This is a genomic window from Methylobacterium sp. XJLW, from assembly GCF_003254375.1.
GTDB lineage: Bacteria > Pseudomonadota > Alphaproteobacteria > Rhizobiales > Beijerinckiaceae > Methylobacterium > Methylobacterium fujisawaense.
Genome location: NZ_CP016429.1, coordinates 777,205 through 794,751 on the forward strand (window position 1 = coordinate 777,205; position 17,547 = coordinate 794,751).

Annotated in this window: 15 protein-coding genes and 1 tRNA gene; 7 read left to right on the top strand and 9 right to left on the bottom strand. The window is 69.6% G+C overall.

The window, feature by feature from the left end:
• Positions 1 to 61 precede the first annotated feature (61 nt).
• The 4 genes from A3862_RS03520 to A3862_RS03535 all read right to left on the bottom strand — a co-directional run bounded on the left by A3862_RS03520 (position 62) and on the right by A3862_RS03535 (position 3,300).
• The gene (locus A3862_RS03520; RefSeq protein WP_043760354.1) at positions 62 to 955 is read right to left on the bottom strand and encodes an inositol monophosphatase family protein; all 894 of its coding nucleotides are present in this window, start codon (positions 953 to 955) and stop codon (positions 62 to 64) included.
• On the bottom strand, positions 952 to 1,527 hold the full coding sequence (locus A3862_RS03525; RefSeq protein WP_078947354.1) for an NUDIX domain-containing protein: 576 nt from the start codon (positions 1,525 to 1,527) through the stop codon (positions 952 to 954). The genes A3862_RS03520 and A3862_RS03525 overlap by 4 nt, the downstream gene beginning before the upstream one ends.
• 7 nt (positions 1,528 to 1,534) lie before the next feature.
• Positions 1,535 to 2,242, bottom strand: a complete 708-nt coding sequence (locus tag A3862_RS03530; protein WP_043760353.1) for a glutathione binding-like protein — start codon at positions 2,240 to 2,242, stop codon at positions 1,535 to 1,537.
• 107 nt (positions 2,243 to 2,349) lie between these two features.
• Positions 2,350 to 3,300: an SMP-30/gluconolactonase/LRE family protein gene (locus A3862_RS03535; RefSeq protein ID WP_043387050.1), complete on the bottom strand. Its 951-nt coding sequence runs from the start codon at positions 3,298 to 3,300 to the stop codon at positions 2,350 to 2,352.
• Positions 3,301 to 3,652: 352 nt separating this feature from the next.
• On the opposite strand from A3862_RS03535, the gene A3862_RS03540 reads away from it, so the two are divergent.
• Together A3862_RS03540 and A3862_RS03545 are read left to right on the top strand one after the other, a co-directional pair.
• A tRNA-Pro gene (locus A3862_RS03540) sits at positions 3,653 to 3,729 on the top strand.
• A 25-nt stretch (positions 3,730 to 3,754) separates the two neighbouring features.
• A complete protein-coding gene (locus A3862_RS03545) occupies positions 3,755 to 4,066 on the top strand; it encodes an ETC complex I subunit (protein ID WP_043761734.1) in 312 nt (103 codons plus the stop codon).
• A gap of 16 nt (positions 4,067 to 4,082) precedes the next feature.
• On the opposite strand, the gene A3862_RS03550 is transcribed toward A3862_RS03545, so the two are convergent.
• Positions 4,083 to 4,541, bottom strand: coding sequence for a nucleoside deaminase (locus A3862_RS03550; protein ID WP_043760352.1), 459 nt, complete (start codon positions 4,539 to 4,541; stop codon positions 4,083 to 4,085).
• Positions 4,542 to 4,605: 64 nt separating this feature from the next.
• Positions 4,606 to 5,673: a spore photoproduct lyase family protein gene (locus A3862_RS03555; protein ID WP_043760351.1), complete on the bottom strand. Its 1,068-nt coding sequence runs from the start codon at positions 5,671 to 5,673 to the stop codon at positions 4,606 to 4,608.
• 306 nt (positions 5,674 to 5,979) lie between these two features.
• Here A3862_RS03555 and A3862_RS03560 point away from each other — a divergent pair, with 306 nt between their 5' ends.
• Positions 5,980 to 7,893: a putative bifunctional diguanylate cyclase/phosphodiesterase gene (locus A3862_RS03560; protein WP_236961726.1), complete on the top strand. Its 1,914-nt coding sequence runs from the start codon at positions 5,980 to 5,982 to the stop codon at positions 7,891 to 7,893.
• Between the two features lie 33 nt (positions 7,894 to 7,926).
• Here A3862_RS03560 and A3862_RS03565 read toward each other — a convergent pair whose 3' ends face one another.
• The gene (locus A3862_RS03565) at positions 7,927 to 8,151 is read right to left on the bottom strand and encodes a hypothetical protein (RefSeq protein WP_043355250.1); all 225 of its coding nucleotides are present in this window, start codon (positions 8,149 to 8,151) and stop codon (positions 7,927 to 7,929) included.
• Between the two features lie 844 nt (positions 8,152 to 8,995).
• On the opposite strand from A3862_RS03565, the gene A3862_RS03570 reads away from it, so the two are divergent.
• From A3862_RS03570 to A3862_RS03580, 3 genes are all read left to right on the top strand, one after another.
• Complete coding sequence (locus tag A3862_RS03570) at positions 8,996 to 10,585, top strand: TolC family outer membrane protein (RefSeq protein WP_051045025.1); 1,590 nt, start codon at positions 8,996 to 8,998, stop codon at positions 10,583 to 10,585.
• 197 nt (positions 10,586 to 10,782) lie between these two features.
• The gene (locus A3862_RS03575; protein WP_043760350.1) at positions 10,783 to 11,313 is read left to right on the top strand and encodes a PopZ family protein; all 531 of its coding nucleotides are present in this window, start codon (positions 10,783 to 10,785) and stop codon (positions 11,311 to 11,313) included.
• Between the two features lie 113 nt (positions 11,314 to 11,426).
• Entirely contained in the window at positions 11,427 to 14,144 is a 2,718-nt protein-coding gene (locus A3862_RS03580; protein ID WP_043760349.1) for a valine--tRNA ligase, read from the top strand.
• 85 nt (positions 14,145 to 14,229) lie between these two features.
• Here A3862_RS03580 and A3862_RS03585 read toward each other — a convergent pair whose 3' ends face one another.
• Positions 14,230 to 14,595 carry a hypothetical protein gene (locus A3862_RS03585; RefSeq protein ID WP_052083777.1) on the bottom strand — a complete coding sequence of 122 codons (366 nt, stop codon included), beginning with the start codon at positions 14,593 to 14,595 and terminating at the stop codon, positions 14,230 to 14,232.
• A 328-nt stretch (positions 14,596 to 14,923) separates the two neighbouring features.
• On the opposite strand from A3862_RS03585, the gene A3862_RS03590 reads away from it, so the two are divergent.
• Positions 14,924 to 16,450, top strand: coding sequence for a Do family serine endopeptidase (locus tag A3862_RS03590; RefSeq protein ID WP_043355239.1), 1,527 nt, complete (start codon positions 14,924 to 14,926; stop codon positions 16,448 to 16,450).
• 177 nt (positions 16,451 to 16,627) lie between these two features.
• Here A3862_RS03590 and A3862_RS03595 read toward each other — a convergent pair whose 3' ends face one another.
• The gene (locus A3862_RS03595) at positions 16,628 to 17,326 is read right to left on the bottom strand and encodes a phosphorylase (RefSeq protein ID WP_111473207.1); all 699 of its coding nucleotides are present in this window, start codon (positions 17,324 to 17,326) and stop codon (positions 16,628 to 16,630) included.
• Positions 17,327 to 17,547 lie beyond the last annotated feature (221 nt).

Here is a 17,547-nt window from a genome sequence, read left to right on the forward strand (position 1 = left end):
CCCGAAGTCCCGTCCGCGAAGGGCGTCCCGCGATCCGGGCGCCCGCCTCCGGGATGATGTCCTAGGCCGGGCGGATCGCCGCGGCCAGATCGGCCGCCTGATCGCGATCCCGACACACCAGCCAGAGATCGTCGTGAGCTGACAGCTCAGCGTCGAACAGGTCGACGAAGGCGGCCGGCGGATCCCCGAGGTCCGGCCAGTGGAACAGGCGGAAGCCCAGCGCCTCGAACAGGGGCAGGATCGGGCCCAGGTCCCACAAGCGGTTGTTGCTCAGGGTCGCGTCGAGGCGTCCCGTGGCCAGGAGCGCGGCATCCGAGATCGCGCCGCCCTCGCTCCAGGGGAACCAGCCGCAGCCGTAATCCAGGGTGTAGCGCTGCGCCGTGACCGACAGCCAGCCGACATGGCCGGTCCGGCGCTCCGGCCGGTGGAGCGGGCGCAACGCCGCAATCATGCGGCCGCCGCGGGTCGGCGCCCAGAAGGCCCGGCCCTCACTGGCCGCGAGCAGGATGCCCTCCGTCGCCTCCGCCGGGATGCTCTGGGCCGGCGCTGAGCGGTCTTCGTTCCAGGCCGGCAGGCTCATCACGCAGCTCCGGGGCCAGCCCGAGCGGCAGGCCGCAACCATCACGCCCCAGCCCGACAGGCCGCCCGCGAAGGGTCGGGTGCCGTCGATCGGATCGCCCACGAAGGTCCAGGCATCCCGGGCGAGCAGCGCCCGGGCCGCCGCCTGTCCCAGATCCTCGGCGGTCTCCTCCTCGATCAAATCAGGGCCGAACCGCGCGTGCATCAGCTGGCTGACGGCGAGGTCGGCCTCGGTTAGGGCCTGGCCGAGATCCGGGCCCTTGTTGGTCATGTCCAGGCCCGTCGCCCGCATGGTCAAGGCCAGAGGTGCGGCCTCCTCGGCGAAGGCCAGCATCTGAGCGAGGACATCGGATTCGGACGTGTCGGACGAGGTCATGCGGCGAACAAGTCGGGGCTTCGGAGCATCAGGGCCTGGACCAGGACCAGCGTCTTGAGATCGGGCAGGCGACCGGCGCGGGCCTGATCGCCCAGCGTGGCGAGGGGCACTTCGAGGGCGAGAACCTGCTCGCCCTCTTCGTGGAGGCCGCCGCCGGATCCAACCCGGTCGGAGGCGCCGTAGGGCGCAAGGTAGAGCCAGAGCCGCTCCGAAGAGATGCTCGGCATGCTGTAGGCATGCGCCACCGGCTCGAGATCCCGAAGGCGGACGCCCGCCTCCTCCATCGCCTCGCGGATCGCGGTCTCCTCCGGCGCGGCGCCGTCGAGGCCGCCCGCGGGCGCCTCGTCGAGATCGGCCGGCTCGCCCCAGAAAGCCGGGCCGACCCGCGCCTGCCGCACGAGCAGCGCCACGCGCCGAACGGGATCGTAGGGCAGCACGCAGGCCGCCTCGCCGTGATCCTCCAGCGCCCGCCGAACGGTGCTCCCGTCCGGCAGCGTCAGCGTGGCGATGCCGAAGGTGTTCCAGCCGCGGTGGATCACCTCCAGCGGCAGGGCAGGCGCGGCCTCGGTCATGTCCCGGTCAGCGCTTCGTGCTGGAAGCGGTCTGGCCGAACATCACCTTCTTGGCGTCCTCGCTCATGGTCTTGCCGTAGTCGGGATTGACCTCCGGGGCGCGGGCATAGGCCGCCTGCGTGGCCGGCCGCTCGGCGATCGCCGTGAACCAGCGCTTCAGGTTCGGGTGGTCATCGAGGTTCTGACCCTGCTTCTCGTAGGGCACGATCCAGGGATAGCAGGCCATGTCGGCGATGGAATAATCAGGGCCGGCGACGAAGGCGCGATCGGCCAGGCGCCGGTCGAGGACGCCGTAGAGCCGGTTGGTCTCGTTGACGTAGCGCTTGATCGCGTAGTCGATCTTCTCCGGCGCATATTGCGAGAAGTGGTGGTTCTGGCCGAGCATCGGGCCGAGGCCACCCATCTGCCAGAACAGCCATTGCAGCACCTCTGCCCGGCCGCGCAGATCCCCCGAAATGAAGCGCCCGGTCTTCTCGGCGAGGTAGAGCAGGATCGCTCCCGATTCGAACAGCGAGACCGGCGCGCCGCCGCCGGCCGGCTCATCGTCGACGATCGCCGGCATCCGGTTGTTGGGCGCGATCTTGAGAAAATCCGGATTAAACTGCTCGCCCTTACCAATATTTACAGGGTGAATGCGGTAGGCAAGCCCCGCCTCTTCGAGAAACATCGTGATCTTATGGCCGTTCGGCGTCGGCCAGTAGTGGAGTTCGATCATCGGCTGGTGTCCCGTTATGCCCCGGCGGACGGGAAGTGGGTCGGCGCGGCGCTCCGGTCAAGCACGCGACCGGCGGCGCGGGCGAGCCGCGATATCCTGGCCTTGCCTCATCCGCCGGCGCAGCCCTGGACCTCGACGTAGAGGGCATAGAGCGACTGGCTCGCCGCCATGAACAGGCGGTTGCGGTGCCGGCCGCCGAAACAGAGGTTGGCACAGCGCTCCGGCAGCCGGATGCGCCCGATCGGCCGGCCGTCGGGATTGAACACCATGACGCCGTCCAGGGCGTCGTCACCCATGCCCCAGCCGCACCAGAGATTGCCGTCGACGTCGCAGCGCAGCCCGTCTGGCGTGCCCGGCCCGGCATCGATCAGCACGCGCCGGCCCGAAAGGGCACGGCCGCCGGCCACGTCGTAGGCGACGATCCGCCGGGTCGGCCGCCCGCGCGATTCCACGAGGTAGAGCACGCGGCCATCGGGGGAGAAGCACAGGCCGTTGGGGCCGGCGAGGTCGGTGGCCACCGTCTCCAGCACGCCGGTGACCGGGTCGAGCCGATACACGTTCTGCGGCAGTTCGGCCTCGGCGCGGGCGCCCTCGTAGAACCCCGCGATGCCGAAGGGCGGATCGGTGAACCAGACCGCACCGTCGGCGGCCGTTACGACGTCGTTGGGGGAGTTGAGCCGCCGGCCCTCGAACGCGTCCGCGAGCACGGTGATCGCGCCGTCATGCTCGGTCCGGGTGACCCGACGGTTCCCGTGCTCGCAGGTGACGAGCCGCCCTTGACGGTCGCGGGTGTTGCCGTTGGCGAAACCGGACGGCTTCCGGTAGAGGCCGACCGCGCCGCTCTCCTCATCCCAGCGCAGGATGCGGTCGTTGGGGATGTCGCTCCACAGCAGGTAGCGACCGTCGCCGAACCAGACCGGGCCCTCGCACCAGCGGAAGCCGGTGGCGAGGCGCTCCACGGCCGTGTTGAACACCCGGTAACGGGCGAAGGCGTCGTCGAGGATCTCGACCGCCGGATCGGGATAGCGCGGGCTCGGTGTCCACACGGGAAGGTCCATGTCGCTCGCGGCGATCGTCGCGGTTTCGGCGCCCGCCGGCAAGGGTCATCAAGGGCCAACAACCGCCCCCGCATGGCCGAAGGCCCGACGGTGGCGACGAGGGCCGGTGTTCCCGGCGCGGCGATCCGTAACGCCCCATCCTCCACCCCCCAGTGATGGTGGACGCTGGTTCGTCAGCAGGGAAGCCCGGCCCTCGTCCCGAATCGGACGCTATCGCTCCGTGAATTGTCTGACAAGTCGGCCGGGCGCTGCAGGCGCGCCGGAAGCACGCAGGCGCTGGAATGGGCCACCGGCGTGCCGCGCCTTGCGGGGGACCGGCGGAACCGCTACGGCATTGAGGCCGTGTGGCAGTCGGGGTGTAGCGCAGTCTGGTAGCGCACCTGGTTTGGGACCAGGGGGTCGTAGGTTCGAATCCTATCGCCCCGACCATTCGATCAGGAGCTTGTCGAGTCCGATGCCGAGCGCCCGCATCTTCCGTCCGTCTCGGGATGCCACGCAGTCTGGCCTCGCCCGGACCAAGCAGTGGGTTCTGGAATTCGACCAGACCAGCCCGCGCGAGATCGATCCGCTGATGGGGTGGAACGGCTCCTCCGACATGCTTCAGCAGGTCCGCCTGGAATTCGACACCGAGGCGGAGGCCGTCGCCTACGCGAAGCGCGAGGGCATCGCCTTCCGCGTCGAGCAGCCGGCCAAGGTGGTCCGGCGCAAGGGCCTGTCCTATTCCGACAATTTCAAATTCAACCGCACGGCGCCGTGGACGCATTGAGTCCGGCGAGTTCGGATCAGGCTGTCCGGCGCGCTTTCCAGGCCGGGTAGGGCGAATCGCCCGGCGGACGGAGCTGGCTGATCCGCATCGGCTGCGCATCCAGGGGCTGGCAGAGTTCGGCGTAGATCGTCGCGCTGCCGGCACCGTAGGTCTCGGCCTCCTCGGCCGAGAAGGCGAAATAGCCTTCCTTGAAGCCGGCAAGCCGCATCGCCGCGTGGCACATGGGGCACGGGCGGCCGCTCGCGTACATCACGCACTCGCCGAGATCGCGCCGGCCGAGCAGGCGGCTGGCTTCGCGCAGCGCAACCATCTCGGCATGGGCGCTCGGATCGTTGGTGGCGTGCACGGTGTTGGCCGCGCGGACCAGCACGGTGCCGTCCTGCACGATCACCGCGCCGTAAGGGGCGCCGCCGGCCTCGACATTGGCCTCGGCGAGGGCGACCGCCTCGCGGATATGATCTTCGTGCATCCCCATGGACGATCCCCTCTGCGCTGGCGCGGCAACGCCGGGCGCGGCGGGAAGTTCAGCGACCGGGGCCTCAGAACGCGTAGCGCACGGTGCAGTAGGGCATGGTCTCGGCCAGCAGGGCCTTGAACCGGACGAGCCACCGGCCCTTCCAGCCGGCCCGGTAGCGCAGGTTCGTGCCCCCGCCCTCGGAAACCTTCGCCTCCTGAATGTCCGGCCGCCAGAGCAGGTCCTCGGCCTTCGGGTGCCAGCCGAGATTGACCGCATGCAGATCCGCATTGTGGGTCAGCATGATGATCTCGCACTTGAGCTGCGCCTTGGCGGCGTCGGACAGGGTCGCGTCGATCTCGGCAAACAGGGCCCGCCAGTCCGCCTCCCAGTCCTCGTAAAGGATCACGGGCGAGAAATTGACGTGGACTTCGTAGCCGGCGGCCACGAAGTCGTCGATGGCGGCGATCCGCTCCGGGATCGGGGCGGTGCGCACGTCCACGATCCGGGCGATCCGCGCCGGCATGAGCGAGAAGCGGATGCGCGTCTTGCCTTGCGGATCGTAGGCCAGGAGATCGCGGTTCACGGCCTTGGTGGCGAAGGAGGCCTTGGCGTTGGGCAGGGTGCGGAACAGCGCGATCAGGGCGCGCACGCCGCCACTGACCGCCGCATCAACCGAGAGGTCGCCGTTCTCGCCGATGTCGTAGACCCAGTATTCCGGATCGATCGGATCCGGCGCCGGCAGGCGTCCCTGACGGCCGGCGTGCCGGGCGATCGCCGCGCAGGCCTGCTCGACGTTCACGAACAGCGAGATCGGGTTGGAGAAGCCCTTGCGGCGCGGCACGTAGCAATAGGCGCAGGCCATGGCGCAGCCGTTGGAGGTCGAGGGCGCGATGAAATGGGCGCTGCGGCCGTTGGGACGCATCGCGAGACCCTTCTTCACGCCGAGGACCAGGGTCGAGCGCTTGATCCGCACCCAATCCTCCACCGATCCCGCATTGCCGTGGAGTTCGGGGATGTTCCAGTGCGACGGCACGACGATGCGCTCGGCGTCCGGGAAACGGGCCAGGATCTCCCCGCCGAGCGGAAAGTCGCGGACGGCAGGCTCGTGGTAGATCGTCCGGATATCGAGCAGGTCGCGGGTGAGGGCCATGGACGATCCGGGGCCCGGGAGCGGCCCGGGTGTCGATATGGTGCTTTCGGGCGCGGCCGGAATGCCCCGCGTGCCGGCGCTTCTGCGCATCCGCAGCGCGAAAAGATCGAGATCGCTTGCGGTGGTCGATGATCGTTCAACGATATCTAACGATTCGCTGTCATGAGTCGCTCAGCTTTGAGTGGACATATGATGATCGCTTGGGACCAGGAGAGATCCGGGCCAGGCTCACCCGGCTCCGGTGAATCTCTCGACCCTGCGGATCCGAGGTGGGACGCGCTAGTCCGGCGGGACCAGCTCGAGGCCATGCGCGGGACCGTGCTGGCGGCCATCCCCGTCAACATGCTGCTCGGGCTGGCGAGCATCCTGGTCGCCTATCGGAGCGGGCACGGCGCCCTGGGGGCCGCCTGGTTTGCGGCATCGACCTGCGTCAATCTCCTGCGGATCGTGCTGTGTCGGATCCCCTGCCTCGGCCTCGCGCTGACCGCCGACATGACGCCGAGCCTGGCCGCGACCGCCGCGCGCTCCGTCGACCGGCACCTGCGCGTCTGCACGCTCGCGGCATTTCTCTCCGGCCTGGTCTGGGCTTGCCAGCCGCTCCTGTCCGCCGGCTACACCTCACCCGAGACCCTGTTCTATCTCACGATCACCTGCGGCGTGACCGCCGGGGCGGTGACGCACGGGATTGCCTATGCGCGCATTCCGATCGCCTTCATCGCTCTACCGCTGCTGTCGGTCTCCGTCTGCCTGACCTATGCGGGTGACTTCGACCGGAACTGCCTTGCGGCCTGCGTCGTCCTCTACCTCGTGGCGCTGACGCACACCGCGTTCCGGAGCCAGGCCGTGTTCCGCGAGGCGAGCCGGCTCAAGAACGAGGCCCATGCCCTCGCCCGGTCGCGGGCCGAAGCGCATGCCAGCGCCAGCGCCCTCGTCGACGAGATGCGGTGGCGCGCCACGCACGACGACCTCACCGGCCTGCTGAACCGCGCGGGATTCCTCCAGGCGGCGGAAAGCAGGCTCCACAGCGGGACGCTCAGCCTGCTGCTGCTCGACCTCGACGGCTTCAAGTTCGTCAACGACGTCTACGGGCACAAGGCGGGCGACCGGGTGCTCGTCGAAGTGGCGCGCCGGCTGAGGGATGCGCTGCCGGAGAACGGCCTTGCGGCCCGGCTCGGCGGCGATGAATTCGCCGTGCTTTACGATCCCGCCACCTCCGGTCTGGCCCACGACGTCATGGCGGCCAACTTCATCACGGCCGTGGCACACCCGTTCGACGGTTTCGACGCGGGCCGGCTCGGGGTCAGCATCGGCGTCCATGCCGGTCCGGAGCCCAGTCTGACCGAGATGCTGAGCTGCGCCGACGAGGCCCTCTACGCCGCGAAGGCCGGAGGCCGGAATCGCTTCCGGGTGTTCGATGCGGGCCTGCGCGAGGGCCTGCAGATGCGGCGCGACCTGGAGCGCGACCTGTCGCAGGCCCTGGTCGAGAACGCGCCCAGGGTCTGGTTTCAGCCGATCTACGCCGCGGATGGCCACACGCTGGTCGGGCTGGAGGCGCTGATCCGCTGGGAGCATCCGCGGCTCGGCTGGATCGCCCCGCCGGACCTGATCGCCGCCGCCGCGATGGCGGGCCTCACCGAATCGCTGCTCCGCTACATCCTTGAGCAGGTCTGCGCGATGCTGGAAATCCTGCGCAGCCGTGGCCTCGATGGGGTCCGCGTGGCGATGAACGTCTCGCCCCGGGAGATGGCGCAGGTTCCGGTGGACGAGATCGTCATCGAGCGCCTGGGCCTGCTCGACCTGCCGCCCACCATGCTCGAGATCGAGATCACCGAGGAGACCGCCCTCGACATCGGCGCGGTTCAGGGGAAGCTGCAGGCCCTGTCGCGCGCCGGCATCCGGATCACCCTGGACGATTTCGGCATCGGCTACTCGTCGCTCTCCTCCCTGCGGCAGCTCAAGGCGGATCGGATCAAGATCGACCGAAGTTTCGTGACCGGGCTCGGCACATGCGACGACAAGCGCGGGCTCGTCCTCGCCGTCCTGGGCCTCGGGCGCCTGCTCGGTCTCGACGTCGTGGCGGAGGGCGTGGAATCGGTCGACGACCTGCACATCCTCCAGGCGATGGGTTGCCCGTTCCTGCAGGGCTATTATCTCGGCCGTCCGATGCCGGTGGAGGCCATGGAAGACACGCTGCTCGTCACGCGCATCGCGGCGGCCTGAAACCCGCAGTCGCCGCGGAGCTTCCGAACCGGATCAGAAGCGCTTCGCGCCCGCCGGCCGGCGGCGCAGGAACCGGCGCGTCGCCGCGCGCCACAGGCGGTCGGGAACTCCGTAGAGCCAGACCAGCCCGGCGACGACGGCGACCGCCAGCAAGAACAGCCACGCCAGACATTCGAGGACGGGACCCGGTGCCGGCCCGGACTCCGCCCGGTCATACCAGAGGGGATCGGTGTCCCAGGGCGGATCGTTCTCGTCCACGATGAAACCCTCCACCACGGCGCCGACCCGCGGACCCGGATGTTCGCACGGCGGTGGCCGACGGATCGCCGGCCGCCCCGGCTTACAGGGCCTTTGGATCCGTTCCGCGAACCGACCCGAACGACCGGCACCGAACCGGCCCGGTGAGTGGACGCTACTGCCGGGGTTCGATTCCATCGAATACTCAATTCGGACGACATCCAGCGCCGGAACACCCTGTTCTGACGGGATCAACCCGTACGCTGTCGTCCCGCCCGCGTGACACGTCCCCTCGGTGGCCGGAATGGTCGCGGATCCTGCGAGATGCGACGACCGTGCGGCGGTCGATGGCGGCCGTGGATGGCGGCCGTGGATGGCGGCTCTGTCGGCCGCCTGTCTTGCGCGCCCGCGAGCCGGTCCCGAACCGGGCGGTGAACGCGACGCCCGACATCCGCTTCCCGCCACAAATCGGGTGCCCGAAACCCGGCTCCCCTCCCGGGTGGCAAAGCTGGCACCGTCTTGGGCAGCGCGCAGACGTTGCTGATCCACAGCCATTTATATTTGCACCGATACCGTATTCGGGACGGCACTTACCGTAACGGCCCAGCACGCGGGGTAACGGAGACCGGATGTGTCACCTTAATGCCCCAACGCCGGACTTTCCGCCGCCATCCCTAAGCCGGGGCGAGCCAAAGCGCCCGGTTTGCGCTAAGCGTGACGGTGGGGCGGGCTTGATCGGAGACGAGCGAAACGCCGTACCTTGGCCGTTTTCGTCTCGGACATCCGAACCGAAAGAGACCGCAAGGGCTTGTTCATCGTGACACGACGTCCACAAGCGAGTTGCTCGACATTCCGTTTGGTCGGGATGGTCTCCGGGCTCGCGATTCTGGCAGCGATGCCGGCGTCTGCCGAGACACTCGAAAGCGCGCTCGCGAAAGCCTATCAGGGCAATCCAAGCCTCAACGCCAGCCGCGCCGGCGTGCGCGCGACCGACGAGAGCGTCGCGATCGCGCAGTCGGGCTATCGCCCCCAGGTCAATCTCGGGGCGCAGATCGGCGTCCAGTACCTTCAGACCCGCAGCTCCAGCACCGCCGCGGCCGCTGCAGGCTCGGCCAGCACCGGCACGTCGGCGACCGGCACAGCCGGTCTCGGGGGCACCACGGGCGGCGTTACGGGCGGCACCGGGATCGGCGTCGGAACGAGCACGACGGGTGTCGGCACGACCGACATCGGGGCGGGCTCGTCCGGCGTGGCCGGCACATCGGCGACCAGCGGAGCCGGGGCGACATCGAGCACGGCTGAGATCGCCTCGGCCCAGACCATCACCTCTAAGCGGACTGTCCGGACCACCTACCTGCCGAGCACCGCGAGCCTGACGGTCTCGCAGACGCTGTTCAACGGCTTCCAGACGGACAACCTGACCCGCCGCGCCGAGTCGACCGTGTACAGCCAGCGCGAGACGCTGCGCTACACGGAGCTGACCGTGCTCTACAACGCCGTTCAGTCGTACATGAACGTGCTCAGCAACACGGCGACGCTGGAACTCAACCGGAACAACGTCGAGGTCTTGGAGGAGCAGCTGCGCCAGACGCGCGACCGCTTCAACGTCGGCGAGGTGACGCGGACCGATGTCGCCCAGGCCGAGGCCCGTCTCGCGGGTGCCCGCTCGCAGGTGAGCGCGGCGGAATCGGCCCTGCGGACGAGCATCGGCATCTACCGGCAGAATATCGGTGTCGAGCCGCGCCAGCTTGCGCCCGGCCGGCCGCTGGACCGGTTCGTTCCGCACAGCCTGGACGCCGCCATCGCCATCGGCCTCCGCGAGCATCCGCAGATCGTGTCGGCGATCCACGCGGTCGACGCGGCCGAATCGCAGGTGAAGGTGCTGGAAGGTCAGCTGGCGCCGCAGGTCAGCCTGCAGGGCTCCCTCAGTCAGGTCTACGACCAGACCGGCCCGAACCAGAGCTTCTTCGTCGGATTCGTGGGCGGCCGGCTGAACATCCCGATCTACGAGGGCGGCCAGACCTACGCGCAGATCCGGCAGGCGAAGGAGACCGTCGGCCAGACGCGCATCCAGGTGGATCAGGTCCGCGATCAGGTCCGCGCCCAGATCGTCGATTTCTGGGGTCGCCTGGAAGCCGCCAAGGCCCAGGTCATCGCCGCCCAGGCCCAGGTCCAGGCCAACGAGGTGGCGCTGAACGGCGTGCGCGAGGAGGCCCGCGTCGGCCAGCGCACCACCCTCGACGTGCTGAATGCGCAGCAGGAATTGCTGAACTCCCGCGTGAACCTCATCGTCGCCCAACGCGACCGCGTGATCTTCTCCTACGGCGTGGTCCAGGCGATCGGGCAACTCACCGCGCGGTTCACGGCACTGCCGGTCGAATATTACAGCGCCAAGGTCCACTTCGATCAGGTCAAGGATCTGTGGTTCGGTCTGCGCACGCCGGACGGCCGCTGAGGGCTTTTCCACGGGGAGTGTGTTGCGGGCACGCTTGCCGCCACGAAACGGCATGGAATACTGATTGAACAACGATCCGATCGGGTCGCGTTCCAGTCTCCCATGCCCGAGTGCGCCTGCCGATGAGTGCAGCAAGCCCAAAGATCCCGGACACGAAATTCCAGGACAAGGCTGCCGATAAGGCGCACGAGCCTTCGATGGAAGAGATCCTCGCGTCGATCCGCAGGATCATCGCCGACGATCAGGCCGCCAAGCCCGCCGAGACGTCGGTCGCGCCGGAGCCCGATGACGTGCTCGACCTCGCTGAGGTCGCCGAGCCGGTGACGCGCCCGCGCGTGGTCGAGCCGGAGCCGGAGCCGGAACCTGCTCCGGACCTGCTCGATTTCGACGCGATCGACTTCGAGGACCCGGTCGCCGCGGCACCGGAGCCCGATCCGATCCCGGAACCGCCGGCACCGCCGCGGCCGCAGCCCGTGCTCCAGGCCGTGCGCGCGCCGGAGCCGGAGCCGGAGCGGGAGGCCCTGGTCTCCCCGGCGACCGACGCCAGCGTCAGCGGCGCGTTCAACCTGCTGGCCCATACGGTGCTGACGCAGAACGCCCGGACCCTCGAGGATCTCGTCAAGGAGATGCTCCGGCCGATGCTGAAATCCTGGCTCGACGACAACCTGCCGGCCGTGGTCGAGCGCCTCGTGCGCGCCGAGATCGAGCGGGTCTCGCGCGGGCGCTGATGCGGCGGCCTGGGTACGGTGGCCGCGAGCCGCCGTCCGCGTGTTGACGGGAGCGGCGTGACGGTCGAAAGCGGGGCCAACCCCGTTTGGACAAGCGCCGGCCCGTACCCGCGATGATGGACAAGACCTTCGAGCCCACCTCCGTCGAGGCGCGGATTTCCGCCGCCTGGGCCGAGGCGGACGCCTTCCGCGCCGGCCGGCCCGAGCGCGCCGGGGCTCCGCCGTACTGCATCGTGATCCCGCCGCCGAACGTGACGGGCTCGCTGCATATGGGCCACGCCCTCAACAACACCCTGCAGGACATCCTCTGCCGCTTCGAGCGCATGCGCGGCAAGGACGTGCTCTGGCAGCCGGGGACGGACCATGCCGGCATCGCCACCCAGATGGTGGTCGAGCGGCGGATGATGGAGCAACAGGAGCCTGGCCGCCGCGAGATCGGCCGCGCCGCCTTCGTCGAGAAGGTCTGGGCCTGGAAGGCGGAATCCGGCGGCGCGATCGTCAACCAGCTGAAGCGGCTGGGCGCCTCCTGCGACTGGTCCCGCGAGCGCTTCACCATGGACGAGGGCCTGAGCCGGGCCGTCCTCAAGACCTTCGTCGACCTGCACCGGCAGGGCCTGATCTACCGCGACAAGCGGCTGGTGAACTGGGACCCGAAGTTCCAGACCGCGATCTCGGACCTGGAGGTCCAGCAGATCGAGACGAAGGGCCATCTCTGGCACTTCGACTATCCGGTCGTCGACGAGACCGGAACCGAGACCGGGGCGGTTATCACGGTGGCGACCACCCGTCCCGAGACGATGCTGGGCGATACCGGCGTCGCGGTCCATCCCGAGGACGAGCGGTATACGGCGCTGGTCGGCAAGCGCGTGCGCCTGCCGCTGGTCGGGCGGCTGATCCCGATCGTCGCCGACACCTACTCGGACCCGGAAAAGGGGACGGGCGCGGTCAAGATCACCCCCGCCCACGACTTCAACGATTTCGATGTCGGCCGCCGCCAGGGACTCGGCGTGATCAACGTCCTCGACCCCGAGGGGCGGATGCTGCTCGAGGGCAATGCGGCCTTCCTCGACGAGACCTCGCCCGAGCCGGAGGCCCTGGCGCTCCACGGCCTCGACCGGGCGCAGGCGCGCAAGGCGGTGGTCGCGCTGATGGAGGCGCGCGGGCTCCTGCGCGCGACCGAGCCGAACACCCACGCGGTCCCGCACGGCGACCGGTCCGGCGTGGTCATCGAGCCCTACCTGACCGACCAGTGGTACGTGAACGTCAAGCCGCTCGCGGAGCGCGCCCTCCAGGCGGTGCGCGACGGGCAGACCAAGTTCGTGCCCGAGAACTACGAGAAGATCTTCTTCCAGTGGCTCACCAACATCGAGCCCTGGTGCATCTCCCGCCAGCTCTGGTGGGGCCACCAGATTCCGGTCTGGTACGACGCGGAGGGCGGCATCTTCGTCGCCGAGAGCGAGGTGGAGGCGCTGGAAGCGGCCGAGGCGAAGCACGGCCGCTCCGTGGCGCTGACCCGCGACGAGGATGTCCTCGACACGTGGTTCTCCTCGGCCCTCTGGCCGTTCTCGACCCTCGGCTGGCCGGATTCGACCCCGGAACTCGGTCGCTTCTACCCGACCAACACCCTGGTGACCGGCAAGGACATCCTGTTCTTCTGGGTCGCCCGGATGATGATGATGGGCCTGCACCTCACCGACCGGGCCCCCTTCGACACGGTCTACCTGCACACCCTGGTGCGGGACGCGTCGGGGGCGAAGATGTCGAAGTCGAAGGGCAACGTCGTCGATCCGCTGGAGCTGATCGATCAGGTCGGCGCCGACGCCCTGCGTTTCACCCTCTGTGCGCTGGCCGTCCAGGGCCGCGACATCAAGCTGTCCACCGACCGGGTCCAGGGCTACCGCAACTTCGCGACCAAGCTCTGGAACGCTGCCCGCTTCGCCGAGCTGAACGGCTGCCGCCTGGATCCGGCCTTCGATCCGCGCTCCGCCACCGGCGCGATCAACCGCTGGGCGCTCACCGAGGCCGCGCGCGCGGTCGACGAGGTCACGGGTGCCCTCGAGGCCTTCCGCTTCAACGACGCCGCGGCGGCCGCCTATCGCTTCGTCTGGAACATCTTCTGCGACTGGTATCTCGAACTCGCCAAGCCCGTGCTCCAGGGCGAGGGCGTCGACCCCGCGATCCGGGCCGAGACACAGGCGAGCGTGGCGTTCCTGATCGATCAGGTCGCCAAGCTGCTGCACCCGTTCATGCCCTTCCTCACGGAGGAGCTGTGGGCGATCAAGGGGGCCGAGCTGCCGGAGCGCGGCCTCCTGACCCTGGCCTCCTGGCCGGACCTCGGCGGCCTTGCCGATGCGGCCGCGGAGGCCGAGGTCGGGTTCGTGGTCGATCTCGTCAGCCAGATCCGCTCGGCGCGGTCCGAGACCAATGTCCCGGCCGCCGCGCAGATCCCGCTGGTGATGGTCGGCGCCGCCCCTGAGGTCCGGGCGCGGGTGGAGGCATGGCGGGACACGCTGCTGCGCCTCGCGCGCCTGTCGGACATCACCTTCGCGGAGGCGCCGCCGAAGAACTCGGTTCAGCTGCTGGTGCGCGGGAGCGTCGCCGCACTGCCCCTGGAAGGCGTCGTCGATCTCGCCGCCGAGGTCGCCCGCCTGAAGAAGGAGCAGGGCAAGGCGCAGGGCGAGATCAAGAAGATCGACGCCAAGCTCGGCAATGCCGACTTCGTGGCCCGGGCGCCCGAGGAGATCATCGAGGAGAACCGGGAGCGGCGCGACAGCGAGGCGGCGCGGCTCGTGAAGATCGAGGAGGCTCTGGTCCGGCTCAGCGGGGACTGAGCGCCCGTCCCGGGCCGCTGAGGCCCGGGCTCGGCGCCCTGCGCCGGCGGGACCGGCAGCGCGCCGTCACCCGGACGGCCCTGCGTCAGCGGCGGGTGCCGAGGGTGCCGGTGAAGGCCCGCGGCCCGGCCCAGTTGGCGGCCGACGCGTCGTTCGGGCTCCAGAACCCGTCCTGCGACGCGGCCCGCGGATGCGTGGAATAGTCCGGCGGAACATAGCCGCCGGCCTGGTTCCAGTAGCCGGGCCGCAGGTGGGTCGCCGACTTGGCGGTGCGATCGTCGCCGGGGCGGCGCGTATCGACGCCGTATGTCCTCTTGGACCCGCCGCGCGGCGCGTGATCTGCCACGGCGGGCTTCGCGTCAAAGTAGTCACGGTAATCCGCGTACGAGTCGGCCGCCAGCGCGCCGACAGTCGGCCCGAAGAACATGGCGGCGGCCAACAGCGTCTTCATTGCAATCCCCTCTGCCTGAACACTGGGATCGAGCAACGCCGAAACTTATGCCGGCCTGCCGAACTCAGCGGGATTTAAGGCCGACCCTCGGAAATCGCGGTGTCGGACAGCACAAGCCTGGGCCTGTCCCGTGCCGCATCGAGGCGTCGCACTCTTCCGATCGCAGGCCACCGCCGGGATCGCGATGGGGCTCCGCGACCGCTCGGCCACCTGTCCAAACGGTAATCTGACCGCCACGCCCGGGTCAGGCGGCGCTCTCTAGACAGATCCCATCGACGGCCGCGACCGCAGGCGTCGTCCCGATCATTTTCGAGAGGTTGAGCCCCCCATGACCGAGACCCGTCCCACTGGCCGCACCTCGCGCCGCGCCCTCGCCTCCGTGGCGGCGGCCGCGCTGATCGCCGGCGGTGCCATCGGCAGTGGCTATCTGCCGAGCGCGACTCCGGCCTACGCGCAGGCCCTTCCGAAATCCCCGATCGAGGCCCCTGAGCATCCGCCGGGCTCGTTTGCCGGCATCGTCAACAAGGTGAAGCCGGGCGTCGTCTCGGTGAAGGTCAAGCTCGACGACTCCGCGAGCAGCGACGACGATGACGGCCCGAGCCAGGGCCGCAACCTTCAGAATGTGCCGCCGCAGCTGCGCGAGTTCTTCAAGCGCTTCGGCCAGAACGGCCCCGGCGGGATGCAGCCCCAGCGCCAGGGTCCGCGCGGCGCGGTCGGCTCCGGCTTCATCATCTCGGCCGACGGCTACGTGGTCACCAACAACCACGTCGTCGATCACGCCAAGACCGTGCAGGTGACCCTGGACGACGGCCGCACCCTCGACGCGAAGGTCATCGGCAAGGATCCCAAGACCGACGTCGCTCTGCTGAAGATCACCGAGGGCTCGAACTTCCCCTACGTGCAGTTCGGCAAATCCGCGCCTCAGGTCGGCGACTGGGTTGTGGCGATCGGTAACCCCTTCGGCCTCGGCGGCACCGTGACCGCCGGCATCGTCTCGGCCCGCGGCCGCGACATCGGCGCCGGTCCGTACGACGACTTCCTGCAGATCGACGCGCCCATCAACAAGGGCAACTCAGGCGGCCCGACCTTCAACGTCAACGGCGAGGTCGTCGGCGTCAACACCGCCATCGCGTCCCCGTCGGGCGGCAGCGTCGGCCTCGCCTTCGCGATCCCGGCCGAGACCGTTCAGGCGGTGGTCGATCAGCTCCGGACCGACGGCAAGGTCGCCCGCGGCTACCTGGGCGTCCAGATCCAGCCCGTGACGCAGGACATCGCCGAGGGCCTGGGCCTCGACAAGGCCAAGGGGGCGCTCGTCGACCATGCCGAGAACGGCACCCCCGCGGCCAAGGCCGGGCTGAAGGCCGGTGACGTGATCGAGAAGGTCAACGGCGACACGGTGGACAGCGCCCGCGAGCTGTCGCGCAGGATCGCCGGCATGAAGCCCGGCGCCAAGGTCGAGCTGAGCTACCTGCGTGGTGGCAAGTCCGACACCGCCACGGTGACGCTGGGCACGATGCCGACCGACGGCACGAAGATGGCGAGCCGTGACGAGGATTCGAGCAACGGCCAGCCGCGGCTCGGCCTGCAGCTCGCTCCGGCCGGCGATGTCGGTCTGTCGGATCAGGGTGTTGCGGTGGTGCAGGTCGATCCCGACGGGCCGGCTGCCGCCAAGGGTATCGAGGCGGGTGACGTGATCCTCGATGTCGGCGGCCAGAGCGTGTCCCGTCCGTCGGATGTTGCGACGCAGATCCGGGCGGCCGAGTCGAGCGGACGCAAGGCCGTGCTGATGCGGGTGAAGAGCGGCAAGGGCCAGACCCGGTTCGTTGCGGTCTCGCTCAACAAGAAGGACGGCTGAGGCCGGCTCCTCCCGGCGCGGTGCCCCTCCCCCGCGCCGCCGCGTGGTGACCTCCGACTGGCGCCGGCCGAACAGGCCGGCGCCTTTTTGTCGTCCCTCACGATGGTCCTGGCGCGCACTGGGAAGCGAGAAACCGGCCTGCTTCGCGTCCGCTGGCAGAAACGGGGCTCTGACGTCTCAGCGCTCCGCAGCCGGTATTCCCAGCCCCGGTCCGAGCCGGGCGCGACAGCGTCCGAGCGACGCGAAGGCCGCATTGGAGTCACGGGCCAACCGCATCAGGTCCCCTAGCCGTGCCCGGCCGCGGGCGAAGGCGAAGAACACCGCCGCAATGTCGGGTTCACCGTCCGCCGTGAGCGCCTGTGCGGCGAAGGCGGGCAACGCCTGACCGGCCGGATCGCAGATCACGCGCAGCGCCGCGAAGGGCACGCCGTGCCGGCCCGCGAAGGACGCAGCCACGTGCGATTCCATGTCGACGGCGGCCGCGCCGGAGGTCGCCCGCAGATCGGTCTTGCCCTCGACGGAGAGCACGGCCGTATCGACACCGGCCAGATCGGCGGCGATCACCCGCGCGCCGGAACTGGACAGGAGATTGAGGAGCGCCGCCGAGAGGTCGAGATCGGCGGCACGCCGCCCGTCTTCGCTCACCACGCCGGTACCGACGACGACGTCACCCGGCTTGAGAGAGGGATCGAGCCCCCCAGCGATGCCGAAGCTCACAACCGCCCGGCAGCCGGAGGAGACGCGCGCGTCGAGGAGGTGACGCAGGCGATGCGGGTTGCCGCCGGCCCCCACCGCCTCGACCCCCTCCCCCGCCGCCATGCGGCGCTCGCGGGCGAGGCCGGTGACGGCCAGGACGGGTGCGGTGGGATCGATCATGGCCCGCTGGTGGACCAGTCCGGCCAGGTCCGCAAGCCGGCGCGGACGTCGCGGCGGCGTCTGGGCCGGCTCCGGCGCGGAACGCGGTTCGCCCGGTCCCGCGGGGTCGCTGTCTGAGGAGGCCACGTCTGGAATACCGGGCTCGCAGATCGGTCGTCGGAACGGTCGAACGCGCTGCGATCCGGCGAGGCGCGGCCGGCCCTGCGGGCCGGCCGCAGGCC